Origin of the sequence: Desulfogranum marinum (genome assembly GCF_016918565.1) — a bacterium.
In the GTDB taxonomy this organism is placed as follows: Bacteria; Desulfobacterota; Desulfobulbia; order Desulfobulbales; family Desulfobulbaceae; genus Desulfogranum; species Desulfogranum marinum.
Map to the genome: position 1 here is coordinate 1 of NZ_JAFFQD010000055.1, position 24973 is coordinate 24973.

A 24973-nucleotide genomic window follows, 5' to 3' on the forward strand; every position below is an offset into this window, starting at 1 on the left:
GAGATTGCAGCTGTTTTGCCTCTTGTTGTGCTTCGAAATAACTGGTAGTTTCCATAAAAGCTCTTTCTTCCTGGTATTGTTGGTTTTTTCGCAGATCCCAATATACCAGAAAGCGAAGGGCTTTTCTTTTTTTTATCCTATTTTCAGGTGGTTGCTATATATTTTCTGTCATGCGCTTCCAACCCCGAAAGTTGAGGTATGACAGTTAATAGTAATTGTGGTTCATCCGACTAAAGCGTGCTTTGCCTTATAAATTACCAGAAGGTAGTGCTGGTAATTGCATAATATGCGCCAGGTTCAGCGCAAGAGCACATAGACTGTAATTTCATACTGTTAGGTTTTCACGTTAAGGGGCTCGATGTAATTATGAGTTTCTCGCTTCCGAAACCCCGGAAATTATTTCGTTAAATCGTAATTCCCTAATTAAGCACCTGTAAGCGACAAGTCGCTGACCTATTCCTTTCCGATTGCAAAAGCAGAACAGGTAACCGGAAAGAGGCTCGAGTTCCAACTGCTTGGCAACCAGGATGGACAGAGTGTCTATGGACTTGCGAAGGCTTGTGGCACCGGTGGCAATCAGTAGGAAATTACAAGGAAGCAAACGTAATCTTATTTCTCAGCTTTTTGATAATCACTCTAGATAATATTTTGTCAGAAGAATTTAATCCAAAAAAATACATTAATAGAATATACAGAAAGAAGAAAAAACATGAAGCTATAACCGCTCCTGTAATCGTTGAATCACCTAGCCAATTACGAAGATACCATACGTCAAGAACAGACGCGAATGAAAGGAGCAATGGCGGCACAACCCATCTGTCAAACGGAAAAAAATTATAGAGTTTGCAAACGATGAACATTCTAAAAATATTTGCAGTTAATAATGCAATAAGAGTAGCTGTTGCAGCACCGATAATGCCATATTTTGGTATTAATACGTAGTTAAGACAGACATTAATAAAAAGCCCAAGCAACGATGTAGGCAGCTCTGCCTTGTAATTCTTTGTCATGGATAATGCAAAACCTACTGAAGAAAACAGGGCAATTGTTAACTGCCCCGCGGATAGCAGAACTATAGCCGCAGTCGGAAGGGTAAATGCTTTACCAAAAACCAGAAAAAGGTCTTTGCCCCAAATAGAAAAAATCAAAAATAAAGGAAAAGAACATATCACCATCCAACGGGAGTGCTGCCGCATAGTATGAGCCATGGCCTTATAGTTCTTGTCTGCAGCAAGCGCTGCAATGGTAGCTCCTAGCAAGCTATTGAAGGCGCCGTTAAAAAGAATAATAACTGGAACTGCCAGCTTTATAATTGCATATTTACCGAGTTCTTCGGAACCGTTGAAGTATCCGATCATAAAAATATCAATCTTGTCCAATAATTGGGTTAATAAACCAGTTATTGCTATGACAAATGAATATCCCCAGAACCTACTAATATTGATCTTGGGTAGATGTTTTGGTGAAAGAATTTTAGTCAATAGCCATTTTCTAGAATCATACAGTAAATAGCAAATTGTCAATAAATACGAAAGCAATGTCCCCCATATAACTCCCCTCAGGTCGACAGAGAATGTAAACAGGAATAAAATCAACAACAACCTGGTGGAGGGCTGGATAATATTTATGGCAATCGAGCTTTTTTGAACTTTAAAATAGGCCCTATAGCAACCACCAAAGAGCTCAAAAAAAGTTAAAAGTGGGACTAGCAGAACCATGACTCGGAATATTGAAGAAAAGCGTTCATCGTGGTAAACGTTTGTTGCAAGGTAATTTTCTCCCCAAAACCATGCGAACAGCATCAGGAGTAAAGATATTGCGCCCGAGATATAAAATGCATGAACGATATAGCTTGATTGTAGAAGAGGTTTTCCTTCGTTTTCACGAACTTTTCTGATAACCCCAATCGGAAAGCCAGATCGGCAAAACGTTGAACCCGTCTGGCACAAATCTCGACACAGAACAAAAAGACCATAACCAGCCGGACCAATGGCTGGCGCAATAACCACTCCCGATAAAAAAGTCAGTATTCGGCGAACGATAAGACTGAGACTTACAACTGCACCGGCTTTAAGCACTTCCTTAGCCTTTGGCTGCGTAGAACTTCCCATTTTACTCGTCATAACCATCTAAGCTAAAGTTGTTTTTTTGCAAATAACTTAACAATGCGTACATAATTACGAATATCATCAGATTTCTGTTGTCTGTAACGGTAAATTGCGTAACAAATCCAAAAGAAAAGGCAACCAAAGCAAAGCTTGCTGATACAGCAATACTGGTAGATACTGTTTGTCTTGATGCAAAAAAGGACTTAGCAGTCTTATACATAATCCCTAGCAAAAAAAGGAACAAGCCCATCAGGCTGAACAGGCCGGTTTCGTAGAATATCTTCAGATATCCACTTTCCGGATGGTTAAGAACATATTCAGTTTTAGCCTCATGCTTATTTCGTAGCAGAGGATCAGCCCGCATTGTCATCTCCTGATAATTACCAGGTCCAACACCTGTGACCACGTTACCGTAATTCTGAAACGCCAGCCAACTTTCATGCCAGATGTTGACCCTGGTGTTAGCAGATTGAACTATCCCGGTCATCCGGGCTCCAGCTGAAGATTCAAGGACCATGGAAGTTATGGGGCCTTGAAAAACAAGGAGCATAAACAGAGACAGCGGGACAACGAAAAACAGGAAAGCACTCCTCAATGTGCTGTTTTTATTAAAAAAAATCACAGCGAAGGTTGACATGAAGGCTGCCGTGATTATACCATTTTTTGACGCGGTCAAGAAAAGTGCGATAAAAGAAACAAACAGACTCACACTGACTAAACGACTACCGGTTTTTCCCAATGGAACATTTCTGCATAGTAATAGTGTGAAAAAAGTGATACCTACAGCCAAAAATTGCGCTGCTTTTTGTGGATCTTGAAAAAAACCCGCACAACGTGTAAATCCCCTTAATGCATTAAAATTCTTTCCATCACCTGACAGATTAATACCGGTAATAAATTCAAAAAAAATACCTAGGGAAATAAAAATCAAGGCTAAAGCCAGATATTTGACAATGTCATAAAATGCATCTTTTTCTGACAGAAAACCATATAGGATGATGAAGAACAGGTAGTCCAACATCAATACTTTCACAAAATGTTCAATTGAATTCAGTGAGTCAAAACCAAAAAAAACAGGTGGCAAGGCAGAGAGTAAGAAAAAAAAAGCAAGTTTGTCCGGAATCAGATTTATTGTTTTCTTCTTCATTAATACGCGAATGAATAAGACCAGAAAACAGATAACAAGCAGCACTGTAAAAATTTTAAAATCAAATCGTTTGGGTGGTAGAGAAAAGTTTATAATAGGAATCAAGCTAAAAATTGCTAATCTGGTCGAAACAAAGATATCAGGCTTTGAGAGCAAATAAAATACGCAGCAAGCGACAAGTAACAACGCGCCAAATTTCATATATGAAAACGTGGTAAACTTATCCAATAAATTGATAAAAAAAAGATTGCCAAAGGCCATTAAAACAGCAAGAAACAGGAAGAATAGGTGACCCCATCCTGATTGTCGAGTAAAAGGGGCGGATGCCTTCCCTTTGAAAAGTAGGTTCTTATTCTCCATAATTAGCTCCTCGCTCTTTTGAGTGGGTAACAATACAACCCCCCTTAACCAGTTATGCAATAATGGTCGCAGCCTGCACCAGCACTTCAACATCTTTGTAGGGGGAGATCCTGCCGAAAAAAAAGACTGTTCGTCCATCATCCTGTAAAGATGCCTTGATCCACTGACAGAATATATTACAAACGGCCAAAGAATTATGAACAACCCTTGCAGTACTTATTCTCGGATGAAAAATCTTGGGGCAATTATGTGCGACGAGACTAATACAGGAGCACCCAGGTAGATAGAAAGTAAAAAATTTTGGGACGTTATGTTTAAAAAATGCTGTCCCGTCATTCGCACCCGTTTGCAGCTGTTGATCACCTATTTCAAATATAGAGCTTTGCCTACTCTCCGGCGCTATTTCGGCAACAAGGTGCAGCTCAACCTGCTTGGTTAATTCAGCAGCATATTCCGAGGTAAGGTCAAAACGAAATGGCCTTGTGTAATAAACTATCCTCACGCTGGCACCATTTTCAAAATTGTCAAGATGTGGCTTTTCATGCGACACTATCAATTAACTTCTTATTTTTTTTCCAAATAAGGTATTTAAATATGATTTGGGCTGTAAACCCGATCAATTTTTCACTCTGTCGCGATACAAAACTAGGGCGCCCAGAGATGTACTCCAATTCCTGCAACCTCATTTCAAAGCAATTTGAAATTAACAACCTTTCCCACCAGGTAACCCTATTCTTCCAATTGCCAGAATAATTTTTAGTAATTGGTTTTAGCGGGCGATCTGAAGCATAGCCTTTCCTCGTTTGATGATTACTTTTATGATGGGATAAAACAGATTCATCCCATGTTAAATTTAGAAACGAACAGACTTTTTGCATTTCTTGTCGAGGATTTGAAACAAGATCTTCATAAAAAACTTCAAGATATCTATCTGCGGGAATAGATTTCGTGATTATTTTTCTTTGCTTGATAGTGTCTGGCCAATGTTTTAAACAACGATAAAGTCCTTGTTTTCCCCATATATCACGAAATGAGGCTGCAACATCTCTTCCATCTCTAATAAGATGGATAAATTTAGCAGAAGGAAATAACAGGTTTATAAAATCAGTTGTGAAAATATATGTTGGTGTTTTTTCAATCCAAATTGGTTTTTGCTCGGAGTAGCAGCAAGCATGATGGAAATGAAGAAAAAATGATCTGCACAGTTCCAGGGTTTCATCTTGAGAAATACCATAAGTGGCTAGGTGGCTCCAGTAATCCCCAGTAATTTTTTTTAAATCATTCAGAAAAAGTGTTTCTTCACCTGAACAGACTTGAGGATGAGCGTTAAGTATCATGCGCAACAATGTTGTTCCAGAACGCTGCGCTCCAATGATAAAAATGCCATTATCATTGGGTTTAATTGATTTATTACTATTAATCATAATTTTTTTCCACATTGGAGAAATCCACAGGCACTGCATTATATTTTCTGGTCTCTTTGAACTAACTTTTATCAGCAGGATTTCAAATTGATATGGCATGAGTTGCGCGGCACGCTGAGATATTTCTCAATGGTTAGTGCAAAATATTAATCGGACACTGCTAAATGCAAGTAAGCAGTAAGCATAACAAGATGTTTTCTTTACAACACAACAGTTGCGACAGAAAACTATCAACGATCCGCGCTATTTTGAAGTACTTTTTTATAAACAGCAAGAGTCTGTTCGGCAATCTTCCTCCAGTTGTATTTTTCGTTAATTTGAAATTCATAACTTTGCCATTCTTTTTCCGAAAGACCTTGCTCAAACAAAAGCTCCATTTTTCCCTGGAGTTCTTCTAAGTTTCCACATCTGAAAAAACGCTCCGGTGATAGAGCGACTTCCTTATTGGCCGGAATGTCGGACACAAGAACAGGCAACCTGTAACTCATGGCCTCAAGCAGGGCTATGGGCAAGCCTTCATGGTAAGAAGGCATGACAAAAAGTTTTGCATGAGAAAACACCTGATTGAGTTCTATTCCTGTGATATAGCCAGTAAGGATAATTCGATCATCGCTAGCAGCCATTCTTTTTACCTTTCGACTGTATTCCGTCTCATGGTCGGCATCGCCGGCAATGACAAGTTGACAACTTCTCTCAACCTGCTTGAAGGCTTTTATTAGATCAAGAAGCCCTTTTTCCGGCACAAAACGGGCCACAGCCAAAATATAGTTACTTGGAATGATACTCTGTTGAACAAGAAAATCGGTACTCACACTTTTTTCCGAAACTGAGACACCATTATACACAAGATTTGTTTCCCGCTTACAACGCCGGGCAATGATTTCACCAATCACCTGAGAAATCACAATAACTTCGTTGGCAAATTTCCCGCCGAGATACTCCCCAAGACGCAACATGACCTTGGCCACTCCGCCCCATTTCTGACGATCATAATCAGGGCCATGGTCGGTGAAAACTACCTTCAACCGCAAGAACCTGGCAAAAGGCACCAGGAGTCCAGGTCCAACTGCATGGATATGGAGAAGATCGACATTCAAAAGCCTTGCCCTGATTATCGCTAAAAAGGTATGAACAATTGCCTCCAGGTGTTTTTGGGAAGGAGTGGGAATATGCTCTAGAAGAACTCCAGACCATTCCTGCTTTGGGAGGATTACGTAAGGTCTCCGGGTAGCCACTATCACCTCGTGGCCCATGGCAGCAATGATCGGATACAACTCTTGACAGTGCGTTTCAACACCTCCGGGGATATCCGGAATTCCTCGCGTACCAGTGACAAAAATTCTCATAAAAAACAATTCTATTGAGTCGGCCCGATGGGATCGAGACAAATATTTTGATCTTTATTCTTCATGACCTTCAGTTTATTCATGGCCACCCATTTTAAAGGGACGAAAATCCGTTTCTTCATGGCTGGGGATGCGGAACCTATCATCCAGCATTGCTTGTCACAGTTTTTTACCATTTGCCGAATCTTTTCAGATTGTTCACTCTTCCAAATGGTGTCAAAATCCTGTTCATGCAGATTACCCATAATCATCGGATGATCAGAGCCATTGCAGGGCAGAACATTACCTCCGGGGTCAACAAAGAACATATCCGTTCCCACCTCGCAGGGAAGGGCCCTTCGCTGCCCTCGAGCTTTTCTCGCCAAACCCATATTGAAATATGCCCGAAACCAGTTTTTCGGTTTACTTGTTTTCAGCAATTCCACAGCGATATTCTCAAATGCTTTCGCTACCTTTTCCTGATCTTTATATTTGTTATCGTTGGTATGGAAATAATAGGAATTATGAGTGGTTGCTGTGGCAAACTCCAACCCCATCGCACTCGCTAGACGATAAAGTTCAATCATGTCGTCAGCGTTACGATCCGAAACAGTCATTCCAAAGCCGATATCCTTAATCCCCATTCCGTATAATGTCGTCAGGGTACGTAATCCGTGATCAAAGCCGTTTTTAATTCCCCGAAGTTCATCGTTGGCGGCTGGTAGCCCTTCAATAGAAACGCGAATACCAATTTTATTTCCAAATTTTTGAAAGAGGGAGGTTATGCGTTCTGTAAAATATCCATTAGAACTGATAACCAACCGTTTGGTCTTGGCAAGAGCTTTGCTGACAATCTGCTCTATATCGCTACGTAAAAAGGGCTCACCACCAGTAATATTAATAAAATCCAGGTCTGCTGGTAGTTTATCCACAAGTTCGGGCGAAAATTCTTCATTTTTCCGGCTCGGGTTTTTCCAGGTATTACACATATAGCACTTAGCATTACATCGGTAGGTAACAATAAGGCACGCTTCCATAATGCTACTTCCTTGTTATAATTTTTCAGATTTGTTCAACTTGTTTTACCTGCGGATCAATACGATTATTAGTATCAACAACCTGTCTTGAAGTTTTCCTAGTGACGAGGACGTTTTTAATCTTTTCCTGCATAGCTAATTGCCAAAACCTGCAGCCTGACACATACAGGACAAACTTGTAATATTTCTTCGGGAGAGCAAAACGAGGTATATTAAACAGATCCGTATAGGCTGAGTTAAAAAAACCGCGTTCAGACGAACAGGCTCCCATAAAATTCGTTCTTTTTAAAATAGAAATTGTATCTGCCGTATAATCACCGAGCAAGCCATTAGGATAGCAAAATGCAATAGGATTTGAATTTAGTCTTTCTCGAATAGTATCAGAGCTCACTTTTATTTGCCATTCTTGCTCAGCCAAACCAATACGAGATAAGACAGGATGAGCAACAGTGTGCGGCTGAAAATCTATGTTATATTTTTTCATTTCGCGAATATCTGCCCAACGCAAGGCCGAATACTGTTTGGGGGGCTCATCTGGCAAAACAACATCAAGCTGCTCTGATAATCGCTGCAAACAGGAGAATACTTGAGACAATGAAAATAACTTAAAAATCTGAACCACTAATCTAATCGCTGCTCGCTTTTCTTCCTGCGACTTCACCTTTAAAGTTAGTGTACTGCTATTCAAAGTTATTTCAACTTTACTTTGCTCGGTATTATTAAATAAATATTCGACCTGGTCCCACCACATCATCAACTTATTCTCGACAAGACCAGTTGTTATAAAAACAGTTGCAGGAAGCTTATATTTTTTAAACAGCGGGAAAGCTACATTTTTAAAATCTATATAACCATCATCAATCGTAAAGCAGACAGTCTTGTAGAACTCTTGATTTGCTTGAGCTGACAGGATCAGATTTTTAAAAGATAAAACGGTATAATTGTTCTTAACGAGATAATCAAGATAACTCTCCAAGGTTCCAGACGCTAGAGCTGTCGATGTATTCAAGTAACCTATTGATGAATCTTGAAAACGATGCATCATAAACACAACAACTAGATTTTTGGTATACTTATTAAAAATACGTAACAGGCACCTTGAATCAAATAAACCCATAGTATGTATTTAATCTGAAGTTATTTGCTTGCAATCCACAAATACATCTCTCTAAGTTTGGCTTTCATGATGCGATCCACATGCCTTGAATGTAAGCTCTCCATTTCTTTGTGTCAGTAGACAGTCTATCGCCTCAGGGGTTCTTGGTAGAATCAAGACGGAAAAGCTGTTTTGTTCATCTTGTCGCACTTCGTTACCTTCCTTCAGCGAGAAAAAGAACCTTGCAGGTCTTTAATAAAATTTTGAAATCATTCCAGAGATTCCAATTGTCAATGTATGCAAGGTCAAGTCGCATCCATTCCTCAAATGACGTTTCATTTCGTTTGGGTTGGGTTTGCCAAGTACAAGTGATGCCTGGTTTCATGGAGAGGCGGCGTCGATGCCAGGTGTCGTACTCGTTTACTTCAGCTGGTATAGGCGGCCGCGGCCCTACGATACTCATCTCTCCCTGAAGAACATTGAAAAGCTGGGGAAGTTCATCAAGCCCGGTCTTACGAAGAAATTTTCCGATATAGGGGATGATTCTCGGATCATTAGTAATCTTGAAAACCGGACCATCCGCTTCGTTCAACTCTCTTAACTGATGTAGCTTTTTTTCGGCACCCTGCACCATGGTGCGAAACTTATAGACACGAAAACGTCTTCCATTGACGCCACAGCGCTCCTGACTGAATAAAACCGGACCTGGATCAAATATTTTGATCATGCCAGCGATTATCAACATTAAAGGTCCAACTAAAACGAGACCAACAGCAGCAATGCAATAATCAAAAACGTGCTTGAAAAATAATTTCACCTCGTTGCGTGGGGTTGTATGCAAGGCCATGGTTGGAATCCCGACGAATTCTTCAAAATCGATGCGGGCCACGGCAGGACGATACATGAGATGATGAAGTTGCCAGTCAGGGATAATTCGAACAGAAACGCCCATTTCTTCAGCAAGGGAAACATATCTTCCACCTTCGAAAATTTCGGAAAGAGGCATGGCAAAGATAATTTCATCGATGATCGTTGTTTTAAGGAAAACATCGAGGTTTCTTATGTTATCCAACACTTTGACTCCTCTTGCAACCTCGCTACCGACGAGACCATCCTCTATTTCAATACACCCATGGATAGTCAGGTTATGATCATCGTCTGCCAAAATTTTACAGATGACCTCCTTGGCCCGTTCCTTTGCGCCTACGATAAGAATATGCCGTTTGAAATGAGGCTTATCCGTCCTTCTAAATCTTGCGGCATAAATAATGACCTTACTCAAGGATAAAAAGAGAATATTGATACAAAAAAAGAGGCCAAGTTCCAATCGGCCCACATCATGAATTTTCAGAAGATAAAGAACAACGATTAGCATGACCAATGCCGCTAGAATTGCTTTAGCAGTCTTTCTGATCGAAGCACTAAGGGAACAACGGGAATAAATAAAGCCATATCCTCCCCAGAAACTAAGGGATAAATACCAGCACACTACCACAAGGAGGGTTACAAGGAACAGATTATGATTTTTGACAAAACCAGTGCAAACACCAAGGGTGCATAAATCTTTCAGAGAATGGGCTACCCAGAAAGCTGTAACTGATAGACCAACATCTACTAGCTTATGTAAGTTTTCAAAAAATACCTTTTGGGGCCTTGTCATGGACTTTCACCTCAAGAGAAAAAGAGTTTCTAGGGAGGATTAATCATATATATTATAGATAGCAAAATTCATGCTATAAAACATACAAATATAAATTTTTCGCTGCATCTAACCAATATAACAACAGTTAATTGTTATTTCTTTGCTGATTCCACCTGGTGATTTTGAGATTTGAGTTAAATTTTTATTTAAATTTCCGCCAAACCGAATAATTTTCCGGAAAAATCTACAAAATTATGCTTTTTTTGTGGAATTCACTCCAAAAATGGTTATTAAAACCGCCTGGGGAAAATTTCCTGGATATATAAAAAGCACAACGGTAACAGATTTAACGACTAAGGTACTTTTCTTCAAAACCGTTAAGTTCATTCGAACAATAGGAACAAGTGACTAGATACAACATGGTCGACTTTGCAGCGTGCTAGCGCGATTTCTCGAGCGCCCATAGGCAAATTCTGCAACCAACCATTATCTTAAAAGAGAAGCACTTTTCACTCTACAGCCTCTTCTCCCGTCTCTTTTCAAAGAGAAGGGAGGGGAGTAATATTTAAATCTGTACCGGTGATCGACATGGAGACGTACGCTTAATCCGGAAGCACCCCACCACCACGGAGAAGACCTTCATTTCGACATTAGCCCCGATACAACCTTTACTCCTTTATTCTTTCATAAGTTGACCCGGCTTACCTGTTAAGCAAAGCAACAGCTCCCTGACCCATCCATATAGCGCTGCTCAAGACAGTACCAGTGCTATTTTTCCATACGCCACCCTCATTATTCCAACCAGGCATCAGCAAGGTTAATTTGATTAACTGGAAACAAATTCCGGTTTTTCGGAAGCAGAGACATCTCCCCCTACAAGGCACCCTCACCACACCAACACAACTATCTAATATATATATTCATATCAACCAAATTTTACTTTGGCACACTTTATGCTATACATTTGATCACACTCAACTCGATATAATGTAGGATAGTTTTGCGCAGAACTTTTTTGTGACCACTTAAAAATAATAATGCTTCATGAAACAAGGCACGCATCAGGCTAATGTGCCGCAGGCCTGAGTAATCATAACTAAATGCAGTTTTTATGGGGAGGTAACAGAGTGACATCAGAAAGACAGTATCTTAAAAAAAGGCCCAAGACATCTTTATTCTTATTCCATAAGAATATTGTTTGTAACAGCACCCCTCTCCGCATAGTGTTTTTTGTATTCATAGTATCAGCACTCCTCACTACTCTTGCGAGAGCAGAGATAAGCTTTACTGAAACTACACAAGAAGCAGGTCTAACATATACCGGACCCAACTGGGGTGCACAATGGACAGATTATAATAGTGATGGATGGCCAGATATTTGGGTTACCAACCATGAGTCGAAAGAACCGAGCCTGTATCTGAATGGGAAGGATGGAACATTTGAGCAGATTTCTGATAGCATTTGGGATGAAAAGCCCAGAGTAACTTGGGACACCCATGGCGCTGCGTGGGCAGATTTTGATAACGATGGAGACCAGGATGTGTTGATCAGTGCCGGTACCTGGGATCAGTACAACCCATTTTTTGTAAACGATAATGGAATCCTTTACGAAAGCGCTAATGAATACGGCCTCTCATATATTGAAAATCGAGGGCGCATGCCGTTGTGGCTGGATTTCGACAATGATGGACTGTTGGATGTTTACTTAAACGGCTTTTCTATACGTGGAGAAGGGTATGCTGCCTTATTTCAACAGAATGAATCAACTGGTTTTTTTGAAAATGTAAATTCCCTGGTAGGATTTGAGGATCACAATGCTACCTATTCTATGTTGTCCGATCTTACGGGCGATGGAGTTTTGGATATTATAACATATGATGGTGTGGCGCCATTTCCTAGAGCTGTGTATAGCATGGATACCATTCCTTTCACGGAGCATCGGGATGAAATATTCTCATTTGACACAGGGTATGGTGCTGACGCAGTTTTCGCAGATTTCAACGGTGACCTTCGTCCGGATCTTTATTTGGCAAGAGCCGGAGGAGACGAACAAGCCGCACAAGTAACAGACTTTAGACTGGCAGCGAATATTCTAAATAGTCGTTGTGGGTGTGAGAAAGGAATAACATTCAAATCCGAAGGCACGCTTGAAATTTTGTTTTCTTTGCCGTTGAGGTCTGCAGACCATCCTTTCTATATTGGCTCCCAGGGGCTCTCTCCTGACGATTTTCCATCCTACATCGCTCCAGATGACGAGCGAATATGGGGCATGTGGCCACGAATTCCAGTTTATCTAGAGCTAAACCCTGACGATCCGAAAGTGCAGGGCAATTATCCCCATGAACCTGGTGTTGATGTTGGTGTTTATATAGGCTTTGATGCGGATTTGAGAGAATGGACGATAGTATCTTCACAATCTCTTGATGAAAGCTTGTGGTGCAAATTTACCGTTGTAAGCAATGAGCCAATAACTGATTTTAATCCGTTGAATTTCAATATGTTTTTACCGGGTACAGACACCCTCTATATTCACAACGGATCCCAGTTGGAGGAAATACCATCACAGCAAAGTGGGATTGATCAGCACTTAGCAGGGAGAAGTGTTGTTGCTGGTGATTTTGACAATGATATGGACCTTGATCTTTATGTGGTGAATTCCTTAACGGTCATGAATACACCTAACATTCTCTTTGAGAATGACGGAACAGGTGTTTTCACCGAAGTCACTGACACTGGAGGAGCGGCAGGGACGTCACTGGGAGCCGGGGGGCATGTAGTCACTGCGGACTATAACCGCGATGGTTTTCTGGACTTGTTTGTCGTCAATGGGATGTATCCATCACCTTTTGATCATTTGGGACCTATTCAGCTCTTTAAAAATACCGGAAACAGTAATAATCACTGGATTGAGATCGATTTAGAGGGCACTATTTCTAATAGAGACGGTATTGGTGCTCGCGTGCTTGTGACTGCGGGAGATGTGACGCAGTTACGTGAGCAAGGTGGTGGTATGCACAAATATTCACAAAATCATACGCGCATTCACTTTGGCCTTGGGCAAAATACAACTATACAACGCTTGGAAGTATATTGGCCAAGTGGGCTTGTTCAGGTAATAGAAAATATCTCAGCTGATCAAATCCTCCGGGTTGTGGAATCTTCGGGTGGCCCTCAACCGCCAGTGGCAGTGGCTGATAGTGCCAGTACGGATATGGATACCGCGACGGCTGTGGACGTCCTAGTTAACGACTACGATCCAAACGGTGATACGCTGACCATTACTGCAGTGGATAACCCAACCAGTGAGGGCGGTATAGCCAGTATCAACGATAACGGCTCGCCGAGTGATCCAAACGATGATTTTATCGACTACACACCACCGGCAAGTTTTTCAGGTACAGACACCTTTGACTATATCATTGATGACTACACCGACGGCACGGGTACCGCAACCGTAACCGTCACTGTAAACGAACTAGAACCAGTCTGTAGTCCGTATGGAGAGCCAAATTATGATGCAGCAACTGAGGATGGAGTTTTTCTGTGGAAAGAAGGGAATGTTTGGCACTTAAGGGCTATAGCAGGATCCAGTGGGTGGCAAAGCTATTCTGGCAGCATAGTTGCAGATATGGATTTTGTTAGTGTAACCCCTGTCAGCCTTGAGCAATGGGGAGATAGTGTGGACACCCCTAACTCGCAACTAATTGAATTTAATATAAATATGGGATCACCTTGGTACGACGGGCTTGATATCGAGGTTCAAGCTGGGGCCACTGTCTATTTTGATGTTGAGGCGACGAGTGGGAATGCTGCCGATCTCGTATTTATCGGTGGAAATCGATGTGCTATAGAGCAGCTCCCCTATCAGCTATCCACAGACTCTAACACATCGCCAGTGGCTAGCTTCACGGCCAATCCAACTTTCGGCGAAGGACCGCTGGAGGTGAACTTTGACGCTTCTGCTGCATACGATCCTGATGGTTCGATTGTATCCTATGCATGGAACTATGGCGACGGTACAGGCAGTGGCTTAACCTCTAGCCATACATACAACACTGCCGGCACCTACAACGTTGTCCTCACTGTTACCGACAACGATGGTTCCACCAACACGGCCAACCAGACGATCATCGTAGGGACGTCGAGCAATTGTGACCCGTATGGAGAGCCAAATTATGATGCAGCAACTGAGGATGGAGTTTTTCTGTGGAAAGAAGGGAATGTTTGGCACTTAAGGGCTATAGCAGGATCCAGTGGGTGGCAAAGCTATTCTGGCAGCATAGTTGCAGATATGGATTTTGTCAGTGTAACCCCTGTCAGCTTTGAGCAATGGGGAGACAGTGTGGACGCCTCTGACTCGCAACTAATTGAATTTAATATAAATATGGGATCACCTTGGTACGACGGGCTTGATATCGAGGTTCAAGCTGGGGCCATTGTCTATTTTGATGTTGACGCAACAAGTGGGAATGCTACCGATCTCGTATTTATCGGTGAAAATCGATGTACTATAGATCAACTTCCCTATCAACTTCCTTAATACACAGACAGCCAGCTAGCTTCACGGCCAACCCGACGATCACGGTGAAAAAATAGCACCGTGATCGTCACGGCAGGAACGTCGAAGAATTGTACGCCGTAAGGAGCGGCGGCACTGGGCTCATACCATTGCACTATAACCTTTCAATGAATCCGCTTTTGTGATTTAAAGTCACTTATGAGAGATACAAACCTGCTTAAATCCCCTGACTGCGAATCAACCAATACATATGCCAAGACTGGAGATGGCTTGCAACGCACTCTGGATATTCATCAACTGATACATAATTTTGTAAGGCCGCACTGGACAACAGGAGTAATGCCTGTTGTCGCCTTAGGAATTATGATGCACCCCATGTCTCTCAAAGAAATTTTAACCACACAAAAGGCCGTTTGAAACATCAAAGCTGGGGAGAGTTGGGATCGTAAAGACAAAATCGAATGCTATGAGCCCAGTGCCCATTCATTTCACGGGTAAATAACTATGCAAACTGTCAAAATACTTTTTTTAATGAATTCCTTGAAGGTTGGTGGGGCTGAACGCCAGACTATCCATTTGCTTAATCGATTGAATAGAGAAAAGTTTTCTGTTGGGTTGGTATACCTTGCTGAAATAGAGGATTTAAAACCAAGTCTCGAAACAAAAAATTTATTTCACTGTGAATGCTTTGCGAGAAAGGGAAAGTTAGACTTTAGCGTCCTGAAAAAACTTCATCAAATAATATTAGATCATGGCGTGCAACTCGTTGTATGTGTCGAGGAATACCCTTTACTTTATGCTTCCTTGTACAGGCTTATATTTAGAAATATCCCAGCAAAAATTATCACTGTTATTCATCACAACCTTCACCTGCCCAATCCGTGGATACAGGTTAAAAAATATCTTTATAGAATATGCATAAACAATGCCGAAAAAGTGATTTTTGTTTGTCAAAATCAGGCTCAATACTGGTACCAAAATAATGGCATCCATAAGTCTCTTTCAACAATAATTTACAACGGCATTGATCCCTCTCTTTTTAACCCAGCCCGATTCACTCTACCAGAGAAAGACCGTTTGCGAGAGTCTTTACAGTTTTCTACAGATGACTTTGTTGTAGGCATCTGCGCCAGAATGAATCCTGTAAAACGCCATGTCGACTTTCTAAAAGGATTAGCCCTGGTGAAAAAAACAGGTGTTCAAATCAAAGGATTGTTAATAGGAGACGGTCCAGAACGAGGAAATATTGAAGAAGCTGCTAGACAACTTGGACTCTTGGATGATGTCGTCTTCACATATTTCCAGCAAGACGTCCGGCCTTATATAGTTATTTGTGATTGCATTGCTATAACCTCACATTCCGAAGCTTTTTCTATGGCTGCTTTGGAGACCATGGCTATGGAAAAGCCACTCGTTATGGCAATAAGTGGTGGTGCTGACGAGCAGGTAAAAGACGGCGAAACCGGCTTTCTATACACCTTTGGTGAGGTTGACAAGCTAGCCAAGCACTTGATATGGCTTGAGGGAAATCGGGATAAAACCCAGGAAATGGGGATCAAATCAAGGACTGTTCTTTTGGATAATTTCACATTGCAAACAATGACCAGAAATTATGAGGACCAGTTTCTTCAATTAGCTAATTGATTAGTTGTCATAGACCTTCTACTTTTAATGGATGGCTATAAGGGGTTCTACTTCTCTGAAAAATCCCAGGAGGGCAGGGGATAGCGGATGTTCTATACGTGAGATAGGGGATTTATCGAACATAAACATATTGGTAGATTCCATATTGTAATAATATCCATATATAACAATAGGACTCTGTAGGGGCCAGAGAAGCGTTGTACTGGTAAAATTTCTTGAAATTTATGTCGGCAATGTGGGGAGTAAATTAATATGATTTCGCATAAACATAAGTGTATATTTATACATATTCCCAAATGTGCAGGTACGAGTATTGAAAAGACGTTCGGGCATTTTGAAGAGTATTCAGGATACTACAAACAGGATCATAGAAGTATCAGAATGATAGAACCTATTTATTCAAATGTCTTTGCATCAAAAGAAAATAGTATGGAGTTTTTAAAAAGATTGTGGATACACATTAAACCTCCATCAAATCCACGAAACAGATACTCTGTCTCCAGAGATCAATACGAAAATTATTTTAAATTTACTTTTGTGCGTAATCCATGGGCACGGGCATATTCATGGTACAAAAATGTAATGAGAGATCATCTGCATTTAAAGAAAATGAGAATATCCAATGAAATTAGCTTATATGATTTTTTAGAGCGTTTTAAAAACAAAACGGCCTTGAGGGCTCAAACTTTTTGGATAAAAAACTCTAATGGCGATATCCCTCTTGATTATATTGGACGATTTGAGAATTTGGATAACGATTTTGAAAAGATTTGCAATCTGATGAAAATTGAACCTCTCAAATTGCCGCATGAACTTAAAGGGGCTGCTAATAGTAGTCACCAGGACGCTTACGACTCCAAAACTATAGACCTGATCAGTAGTATATATAGAGAAGAAATTGAACTTTTCGGATATTCTTTTGATTCTTGATCAATTTTAATTAAAGTAATGTGCTGAAAGCGCTTCTCTTTAATGACAATGCATAGTCTACCAGTCACACAACCCTAAAAGTTAAGGAGCGACATGTCTTTCTCCCCAATTTTTATAGTTGGCAACTCCAGAAGTGGTACTACGCTATTAGCACGAGTTTTAAGCAAACATACACAAGTACATATCTTAAATGAAACGCACTTCCTGACATCATACGAAGAACAACGAAAATCTTTTGTACAGCTTGAGCAACAGGAAAAAATAGATTTAATTAATTTGTTCTTGACGGTTGAATACAAAGGGATTAATTATCAAAATAAACATCATGAATACTCAAAAGAAGCTAAGGATCTCTTTGCTCGTTGTGCAGAATGTAAAACATTTCCCTCCTTAATTGCCTTTTTATTTAAATATGCTGGTGAAAAAAAAGGTAAAACCATTTGCGGTGACCAAACGCCAGCTCATATTTTTTATACTGAAGATATTTTAAAATTTTTCCCAAACGCAAAATTTATTAATATTGTTCGTGACCCCAGAGCAGTACTGCTTTCTCAAAAAAATAAATGGAAAGCTGCAAAAAAAATGCACCAGCCTCTCCGTGAAGTTGTAAGGGCATTTTTTAATTATCACCCAATTACCACATCACTCCTTTGGAAAAGAGGAATTGAAGCTGGAACGCGAGCACAAAGTGATTTATCTCCTAATGTCTTTCATACCATACAGTTCGAACAGTTATTAGAAGACTCTGAAGCTGTATTGCAAAAACTCTGTAGTTTTATAGAAGTTGAATTTGAAAGTGGTATGTTAGATGTAAATGTAAGTATGTCCTCAAATGAAACTGATGAAGGGAAGAAAGGTATACGCCGTGAAGTAATGAATCACTGGCGAAAGAGATTATCCGAGACAGAAATTTTTATTTCTGAAAGAATCAATGGGGAATTGGCAGAGAAAGAAGGGTACCAGCGTACTCATGTCAAAGCAGGTATCTTTTCTTTACTTTCTTATTCCTGTTATTTCCCGATACATTTAGTGATGGCTTTTCTTTTCAACATGAGCCGTACAGGGAATCCAATTTCTTATATCTCAAAAAAAATGATTCCTCACAACCATTGATGAGCGTTCACCCCGTGGAGATTCTGCATGGCAACCACGAAAATGAAGGGAATAAAGTTGGCGTAGTGGCGCTGATGAGCTAGGGTTGCTTGTAAAAGCGATTATATCCCCCTTTTTGCGGGGACTCTAAACACACCTATAACCAGAGATATATCTTTCTGTGCATATTGCATTTAGACAGTAGAACATACAATGAACAAGCTGAATTTGGCGTACTCACCTTAGCGACTAAAGACGATTACCGAAAAGCCATTGGGCTTGTTCAAAGTGTACGTAAAACCAATTCATCTTTGCCAACAGCAATTGCATGCAGCAAATGGATAGCAGATAAGGTTAGCTATTATTTCGATTATGTTATTGATGAATATTCAGAATTAAAGGGGTTTCAACATAAGCTTTATCTCGATTATTATTCACCTTTTAAAAACACCTTATTTTTAGATGCAGATGTTCTTATATTTAGAGATTTAGGTCATATATTTGATGAATGGCGAGGCCACTACTATACTGCTCAAGGAAACTATGTTAAAACTGGTTACAGTTCATTTGGACTAGATAGAGCATTAGTGTTAAAAAAAATAAATAAAAAAAGATTAGTTTGCCTTGGCGGCGCAGGACACGCTTATTTTGAAAAACCAAATTGTGCAGAAGTTTTCAACTTAGCTCGTTCGATAATGAATAATTATGCCCATTATGCCAATAAGTGCAAGTTTGCCGATGAGGATGTTATGGGTATAGCCATGACCATGCTCAACTTACCACCTATGGACACTAAAGGTTTTTGGGCCAGACATATGCATGCAAAACCCGGGACATTTCAGGCAGATGCTTTGAAACCTCAATGTTCCTTTGTGGATCGAGTTACTGGAGAGTATGTCAATCCAGTAATGGTTCACTTTGCTTGCTTGGATTCGCCGTTTTTGTATCACTCATGTCTAGAAAAATTGCGACGAGAATCTGGTCTCCATCCATCATTCCTCTGGCTGCGAGATGCATCAATTGAATTTTATAAAAAAGAACTTTTTTGGAAAATAAAAAAAATTTTACGATCTTTTTGCTGCTGGCCCAAACAGGGCAGCAGTAAAAACTGACTGTTGAATTTACAGGGTTGCACTAAAGTAAATTGTATTTTTTGCATAAAAAATACACCATGAAACTAAGGGTTGCTGACCCCCGATTACAGCCAGGAATTATTTTAATGAGTTGAGTTGTTATATGCCCTCTTTTTCCTAAACCGGAAGGTTGAGCAACAATAAATGAAAATTCTTTTCGCCAATAAATTTTTTTACCTAAACGGCGGGTCCGAGACCGTTTTTTTCCAGGAACGTGAATTCTTCCTTGCAAACGGTCACCATGTTATTGACTTTTCTATGCAGGACGAGAAAAATAATGTCTCCCCGTATTCTGAATTTTTTATAAAAAAAATTGATTTCCAACAAAATGTTAGCTTGAAAGACAAGGCTCAACAGGCAATTTCTTTTATTCATTCCTCAGAGGCAGTAAGTAAACTTGAACAGTTAATTGTTCAGGAAAAACCTGATATTGCTCATCTGCACAATATTTACCACCAGCTCACACCTTCTATCATTCCTGTTTTGAAAAAGCATGGGGTGAAAATTGTTGTAACCTTACATGACTACAAATTAATTTGTCCCAGTTATCTTGCATTAAAAGATGGTGAGATATGTGATGCGTGCCAGGGAAAACATTTTTGGAAACCCTTTACTTCAAACTGCCAGAAATCACATCTGCAAGGTTTGCTGTTGTCGTTAGAGGCTTATTGGCATAAATGGAAAAGGAGCTATGACAAGGTTGATCTTTTTCTTTCTCCCAGTAGTTTTTTAGCAGATTTGATCGCCAAGCGCATCACTGCAGACAAAATCCAGGTACTGCACAATGGTATAGATACTGATAAGTATCAGCCAAATTTTTCAGACCAAGACTACGCACTGTACTTTGGCCGGCTGTCCAAAGAAAAAGGTATAACAACGTTGCTTCAGGCCCATAAAAACCTTGGTGCAGAGCTGCCTTTAAAAATAGTTGGAACCGGCCCTTTAGAAGAAGAACTGCGAATAGATTATCCTACAGTTGAATTTCTCGGCTATCAAAGTGGTCAATCCTTGCATGATATCGTTGCCAATGCCGCCTTTGTGGTGGTGCCCTCCGAATGGTACGAAAACTGCTCTATGGTGGTGCTTGAATCGATGGCCTTTGGCAAGCCTGTTATCGGCAGCAGGATAGGTGGTATACCGGAACAGGTTGAAGATGGAAAGACAGGTTTTCTTTTTGAAATTGGGAATGTTCCAAAACTGACGCAAAAGATGACCATGCTTATGAAAAATACAACGCTTCGTGGTGAAATGGGCAGGAGGGCCAGAGAAAAACTTAAAAAGGAGTATTCCGTGGATGAGCATAATGAACAGTTATTGTGGATATACTCTACTCTGCTGGCGACTTAAGCATCAAAGCATCTAGCCAGCAGCCATTATGGATAACTGGTTGTGGGAAGTGATAATGGGGTATTGTCTGACGAGAGCGATCGGTTGGAATGGGGAATCGAGAGACTATCATCTCAAAGGGTGAGAAGTTTAGCACTGAAGCATGAAAAATGTGGTTGAATCAAAGGAATCAATCCTTGCTTGACTCAGAGAAAATGTGGGATTTTCGAAAAAATGAGCGCAAAGATTCTGATGAAACTATGACAAAGCACCGATGTTGTGCTTCGGCTGGGCACAACGGGGATGAGACTATAGAGGTAGAGCAGTTTCTGCACTGCAATGACGACAAAAAGGTTTCTTACGTTGCACCTCGGCCTTCATGGAACCAAGTACGCTTTAGTCGGATGAACCGAAAAAAAAAAAAAAGCACTTGAAGGTTGTAGCAAGTCCTAGAGGATGGTAAAATCATACGGTTAGCATAGTAACCGGACAACACTTACCAAGGTTAATTTTATGATCAGACAAATTCTTCTTAGTTTTCTTTTTCTTCTTCTATTAGCTGTGCCGGCAATGGCGCAGGATTATGTTGTTGAAGAAGATGATGTCCTCAAAATAACTGTTTACGATCATGATGATTTAACCACAATGGTCCGTGTTAGTGGGGATGGAACAATCAATCTTCCATTGCTGAACAAGGTGAAAGTTGCCGGTCTTACCAGCACTCAAATTTCCGATAAAATTACAGCACTTTTTGCAGACGGCTATGTTATCAACCCCCAAGTTAATGTGTTCGTCGAAGATTTTAGAAGTAGAGTAGTTTATGTGTCAGGGGAAGTTAACAAACCTGATGCGTATAAGTATGAAAAAAATATGACAGTTATCAAAGCGATTACAAAAGCAGGGGGTTTTTCCAACAAAGCTTCAAAACAAAGTGTAACCATCATTCGTAAATCAAATGGCCGCGAGCAGGTTGTTGATAAAGTGAAGATGGATGAACCGATACTGCCAGAAGACCTTATCCTAGTGCCGGAGAGTTTATTCTAATGCAAAAAGAAAAGGAAATACATTTCAGTGATTATTTAAGAGTCATATGGAATAGAAAAGGGATTGTAGTGACCACTTTTCTTCTCACCTTAATCGTTGTGAGTATTGCCACTTTTACCGCCACCCCTATTTATAGGGCATCTACTCAGATATTGGTGGAAAAAAGCGATCCTCCACTTCTGAACGGTAGGTCTTTTGTAAAACGATACGAGCCACAATTTTTTCAAACTCAAAGCCAGATAATTAAGAGTCAAAATGTCACCAAAAAGGTGGTGGAAATTCTAGAATTGGAGACCAACTACGAAACTTATTTCCCTGCAGGAAAGAGTAAACCTTCACTGGTGAAGGCTACGGTTACCTATATAAAGTCATTTATTGCTGGTTTGTTGCCATCTGGTTCTGCCGGTAAAGGTCAGGAAGCCTCAGCTTCCACAGATGAAGAGCAGACAAAATTAACGGCCGACAGTCTTGCCACTATCATAAAAAAGAATGTTGTTGTCAAACCGGTTGCAGACAGCAGTCTGTTGGACATACATTATAAATCTGAAAACCCTGAATTTGCGAAACTCATTGCCAATACCCTTCCCCAGGCATATACGGAAGAGATCATGGCTATTAATCTCAACTCTTCCGGCTATGCCATCAGAGGGATGACAAAAAAAGAAGACATCGAAAAAAACAGCCTGGCTCAGTCTGAAAAAGCCCTTCAGGCTTTTATGAAGGAGAATGACATAATCACAGTCGAGAATCGTATAGCGATTATTCCCCAGAAGCTTGCAGATCTTAGCAAGAGGATGACAGAGGCAGAAGCCAAGCGGGAAGAACAGGAAGCTTTGCTGAACCAAATTGCCGAGCTGAAGAAAAACAAGATCAATGCCGATACGATCCCTATTCTCGCAAAAAATAACGTACTGCAGTCGTTACGGGACCAGATCTTGAAATCAGAGCAACACATCACCGAACTCTCACAAAAGTATGGTGACAAGCATCCTGTCATGATCAGAGCACGGGCTGATTTAAAGAATTTGCAACGAAAAAAATATCAGGAAACAGAAAAAAGTATTCAGGTCATCAAAAATGAATATGACCTAGCCCACAAAAATGAGTTAAATGTTAAAAAACTTCTTAACCAAACAAAGAATGAAGTCCTTGACCTGAATGAAAAATTCATCCAGTACGGCATTCTCAAGCGAGAAGTAGACGCAAACAGGGCTCTCTTTGATACTTTGAACTTACGCATTAAAGAACAGGGGGTCACTGAATATACGCAGCAGGTAAATGTGTGGGTTACCGAGCAGGCAGGATTACCAGAATTCCCAGTATCTCCTAAAAAGATGAGAAACATGATTTTAGGTGTTATCTTGGGCCTATTGGGTGGGGTAGGCCTTGCCTTCTTCCTAGAATATTTCGCCACTGCAGCAAAAGAACCCAATTGAGTTATGCTTGAAAGTAGTGCTTGAGAGGGCAATATAATAAATATATATGACGTATCCTGTTGGGAAGAGTGGCACACAATTTAATTCCAACAAAAAGGATACGTCATAAGCCAAAGCAAAATTATTGAGTTACAACTTTCAAGCATAACGTAACTACCGCTGTTTGATTATTTTACAATAATAAAGCACATTTCATCTTGACGAAAACTGTAACTCTAGCCCGCCTTTCACAATCCGCGACATTTTTCCTTGAACCACCAGTTCCTTCATCAAGCAAACAGACACGGTATTTTGTTATTTATTGAGACGGACAACAAGAGGAGAGGGATTGAAAAATTTACAGTTACCCTATTTATCCTCGAACTTATAACCAAACGTTTCGATATCCTTTTTATAAATTTTGGCCACAAAATCTATTGATTCAGCGTCATAGTAATCAGTAAATTTTTTAAAAGTATTTCTTCGATAATTAATACTTAATTTGTCTCTTGTAGATCGAAGCATCTTCATCGGACGATTGTCCCTCCTGTTAAAAATACTTGTAGATTTGTTTCTGTGGAGGAGAACTCTCTTTTTTATATTTAGTTTTTCACAGACATAAAAAAAATCTTCCTGCAACGTCTCGAACCTGCCTACAAAATCTACCAACAGATTTCCCTTCTCGTCATGTAAAAAATCATATTGCGGAATAACATGGCAATACTCATCATTCCAGGATGGTTTCGGAAAATGTTCAAATAAAAATTCCTTAAATGAGTATTCATGTGCATGCATGCGGTACCTGTATTCAGAAACGAGTCTGTCCCACGGGTTACGTACAAATGCGAATTTGAAATAACTATCGAATAATTCTTTGGGAACACGATCATATTTGATGTAGTCAGAAGCTCGGAGATGAGGAGGCGGTGGATCGAATTTATAATCGTCAGGCTTGAATGACAACAGCAACTGATCAGTTTTATTATTATCTTGGGAAGCGTTTACAATGCCCCATAAGCTAGTGCCAGCAGTTTTCGGAATATGAATAAATATACATTTATGAAAGTGGGAAACCATCTTTTGCTCATCCGGTAAACATGTACGTGCTGAAAAAGGGTTTTACTCTTGTAATGGTACATAAAAGCAGCTGAACAAATTGAACGACATGCCATCTTTTAGGGCAACTACTCACCACCCATCTGGGTCTATCTCTACGATTTCACCAGCCAGGACAAGTTGAATTGCTAGAGAGGGTTGACACCTCCGCTTACCATGTGGTCTGCATGGTAACTTGAGATTCGACAATATGCCCCGGTGTAACGTTGACGCCTAAAACAACCAGATATTTTCTGCCTAACCTTTGCCATACGCATATCCCTTTCAGCCCTGTTATTTGTGAAAGAAACATGAGGTTGCTTGGCGGTAACTACTTACATCCTAAAAAAACTTGACAAATTTTTCCATGAAAATTTTCTACAATTCTGATTACTTAAAAATGCCCACCCTGAAACCCGGCAATTGATGCTGCTTATTGCGATCATTGTACATTTGGCAATTTTTTCGTTATTAGCCGCTTAACAAAGCAAGCATGGGTTGAACTAGCTAGTGTCTGTCCGCGAGAAGCTATTTATTTGATTTAGTAAGAGAAAATCGCCTTTTAAGGGGTGCTCTTTTTACGATTTCTGGTAAAGTTTTTTTAGTAAGTCGCTAAAATTACTTGATTAACTATT

Annotated in this window: 19 protein-coding genes and 1 pseudogene; 9 read left to right on the forward strand and 11 right to left on the reverse strand. The window is 40.3% G+C overall.

Going from position 1 to position 24973, the window contains the following annotated elements; all coding sequences use genetic code 11:
- Positions 1 to 364 precede the first annotated feature (364 nt).
- The 9 genes from tnpB to JWH17_RS20660 form a co-directional block, all read right to left on the reverse strand.
- Complete coding sequence (gene tnpB, locus JWH17_RS24730; RefSeq protein WP_205224585.1) at positions 365 to 601, reverse strand: IS66 family insertion sequence element accessory protein TnpB; 237 nt, start codon at positions 599 to 601, stop codon at positions 365 to 367.
- Positions 588 to 2111: an oligosaccharide flippase family protein gene (locus JWH17_RS20625; protein ID WP_205224586.1), complete on the reverse strand. Its 1524-nt coding sequence runs from the start codon at positions 2109 to 2111 to the stop codon at positions 588 to 590. Before JWH17_RS20625 ends, tnpB begins: the two co-directional genes overlap by 14 nt.
- Position 2112: 1 nt before the next feature.
- Entirely contained in the window at positions 2113 to 3615 is a 1503-nt protein-coding gene (locus tag JWH17_RS20630) for an O-antigen ligase family protein (RefSeq protein ID WP_205224587.1), read from the reverse strand.
- Positions 3616 to 3667: 52 nt separating this feature from the next.
- Positions 3668 to 4165 (reverse strand): hypothetical protein, encoded by a 498-nt coding sequence (locus JWH17_RS20635; RefSeq protein WP_205224588.1) that lies wholly within the window; start codon positions 4163 to 4165, stop codon positions 3668 to 3670.
- Positions 4155 to 5054: a sulfotransferase family protein gene (locus JWH17_RS20640; protein ID WP_205224589.1), complete on the reverse strand. Its 900-nt coding sequence runs from the start codon at positions 5052 to 5054 to the stop codon at positions 4155 to 4157. Before JWH17_RS20640 ends, JWH17_RS20635 begins: the two co-directional genes overlap by 11 nt.
- A 215-nt stretch (positions 5055 to 5269) precedes the next feature.
- A complete protein-coding gene (locus JWH17_RS20645; RefSeq protein WP_205224590.1) occupies positions 5270 to 6385 on the reverse strand; it encodes a glycosyltransferase family 4 protein in 1116 nt (371 codons plus the stop codon).
- An 11-nt stretch (positions 6386 to 6396) separates the two neighbouring features.
- The gene (locus JWH17_RS20650) at positions 6397 to 7401 is read right to left on the reverse strand and encodes a radical SAM protein (protein ID WP_205224591.1); all 1005 of its coding nucleotides are present in this window, start codon (positions 7399 to 7401) and stop codon (positions 6397 to 6399) included.
- Positions 7402 to 7426: 25 nt separating this feature from the next.
- Complete coding sequence (locus JWH17_RS20655) at positions 7427 to 8446, reverse strand: polysaccharide deacetylase family protein (protein WP_205224592.1); 1020 nt, start codon at positions 8444 to 8446, stop codon at positions 7427 to 7429.
- Positions 8447 to 8711: 265 nt separating this feature from the next.
- Positions 8712 to 10157, reverse strand: coding sequence for a sugar transferase (locus JWH17_RS20660; RefSeq protein WP_205224593.1), 1446 nt, complete (start codon positions 10155 to 10157; stop codon positions 8712 to 8714).
- Between the two features lie 1109 nt (positions 10158 to 11266).
- On the opposite strand from JWH17_RS20660, the gene JWH17_RS20665 reads away from it, so the two are divergent.
- The 9 genes from JWH17_RS20665 to JWH17_RS20705 all read left to right on the forward strand — a co-directional run bounded on the left by JWH17_RS20665 (position 11267) and on the right by JWH17_RS20705 (position 23264).
- Complete coding sequence (locus JWH17_RS20665) at positions 11267 to 14680, forward strand: FG-GAP-like repeat-containing protein (RefSeq protein ID WP_205224594.1); 3414 nt, start codon at positions 11267 to 11269, stop codon at positions 14678 to 14680.
- Positions 14681 to 14857: 177 nt separating this feature from the next.
- Positions 14858 to 15076: a hypothetical protein gene (locus JWH17_RS20670; protein WP_205224595.1), complete on the forward strand. Its 219-nt coding sequence runs from the start codon at positions 14858 to 14860 to the stop codon at positions 15074 to 15076.
- 87 nt (positions 15077 to 15163) lie between these two features.
- Entirely contained in the window at positions 15164 to 16303 is a 1140-nt protein-coding gene (locus JWH17_RS20675) for a glycosyltransferase family 4 protein (RefSeq protein WP_205224596.1), read from the forward strand.
- A gap of 252 nt (positions 16304 to 16555) precedes the next feature.
- Positions 16556 to 17233, forward strand: a complete 678-nt coding sequence (locus tag JWH17_RS20680) for a sulfotransferase family 2 domain-containing protein (protein WP_205224597.1) — start codon at positions 16556 to 16558, stop codon at positions 17231 to 17233.
- Positions 17234 to 17326: 93 nt separating this feature from the next.
- A complete protein-coding gene (locus JWH17_RS20685) occupies positions 17327 to 18346 on the forward strand; it encodes a sulfotransferase family protein (RefSeq protein WP_205224598.1) in 1020 nt (339 codons plus the stop codon).
- A gap of 167 nt (positions 18347 to 18513) precedes the next feature.
- A complete protein-coding gene (locus JWH17_RS20690) occupies positions 18514 to 19437 on the forward strand; it encodes a glycosyltransferase family protein (RefSeq protein ID WP_205224599.1) in 924 nt (307 codons plus the stop codon).
- Positions 19438 to 19602: 165 nt separating this feature from the next.
- Positions 19603 to 20805: a glycosyltransferase family 4 protein gene (locus JWH17_RS20695; protein ID WP_205224600.1), complete on the forward strand. Its 1203-nt coding sequence runs from the start codon at positions 19603 to 19605 to the stop codon at positions 20803 to 20805.
- A 492-nt stretch (positions 20806 to 21297) separates the two neighbouring features.
- Complete coding sequence (locus JWH17_RS20700; RefSeq protein WP_232371228.1) at positions 21298 to 21828, forward strand: polysaccharide biosynthesis/export family protein; 531 nt, start codon at positions 21298 to 21300, stop codon at positions 21826 to 21828.
- Positions 21828 to 23264 carry a GumC family protein gene (locus JWH17_RS20705; protein WP_205224601.1) on the forward strand — a complete coding sequence of 479 codons (1437 nt, stop codon included), beginning with the start codon at positions 21828 to 21830 and terminating at the stop codon, positions 23262 to 23264. Before JWH17_RS20700 ends, JWH17_RS20705 begins: the two co-directional genes overlap by 1 nt.
- A gap of 348 nt (positions 23265 to 23612) precedes the next feature.
- Here JWH17_RS20705 and JWH17_RS20710 read toward each other — a convergent pair whose 3' ends face one another.
- A complete protein-coding gene (locus JWH17_RS20710) occupies positions 23613 to 24320 on the reverse strand; it encodes a sulfotransferase family protein (RefSeq protein ID WP_205224602.1) in 708 nt (235 codons plus the stop codon).
- A gap of 167 nt (positions 24321 to 24487) precedes the next feature.
- Positions 24488 to 24649 (reverse strand): annotated as a pseudogene (locus JWH17_RS24905) (IS66 family transposase); the annotation flags it as partial.
- Between the last annotated feature and the right edge of the window lie 324 nt (positions 24650 to 24973).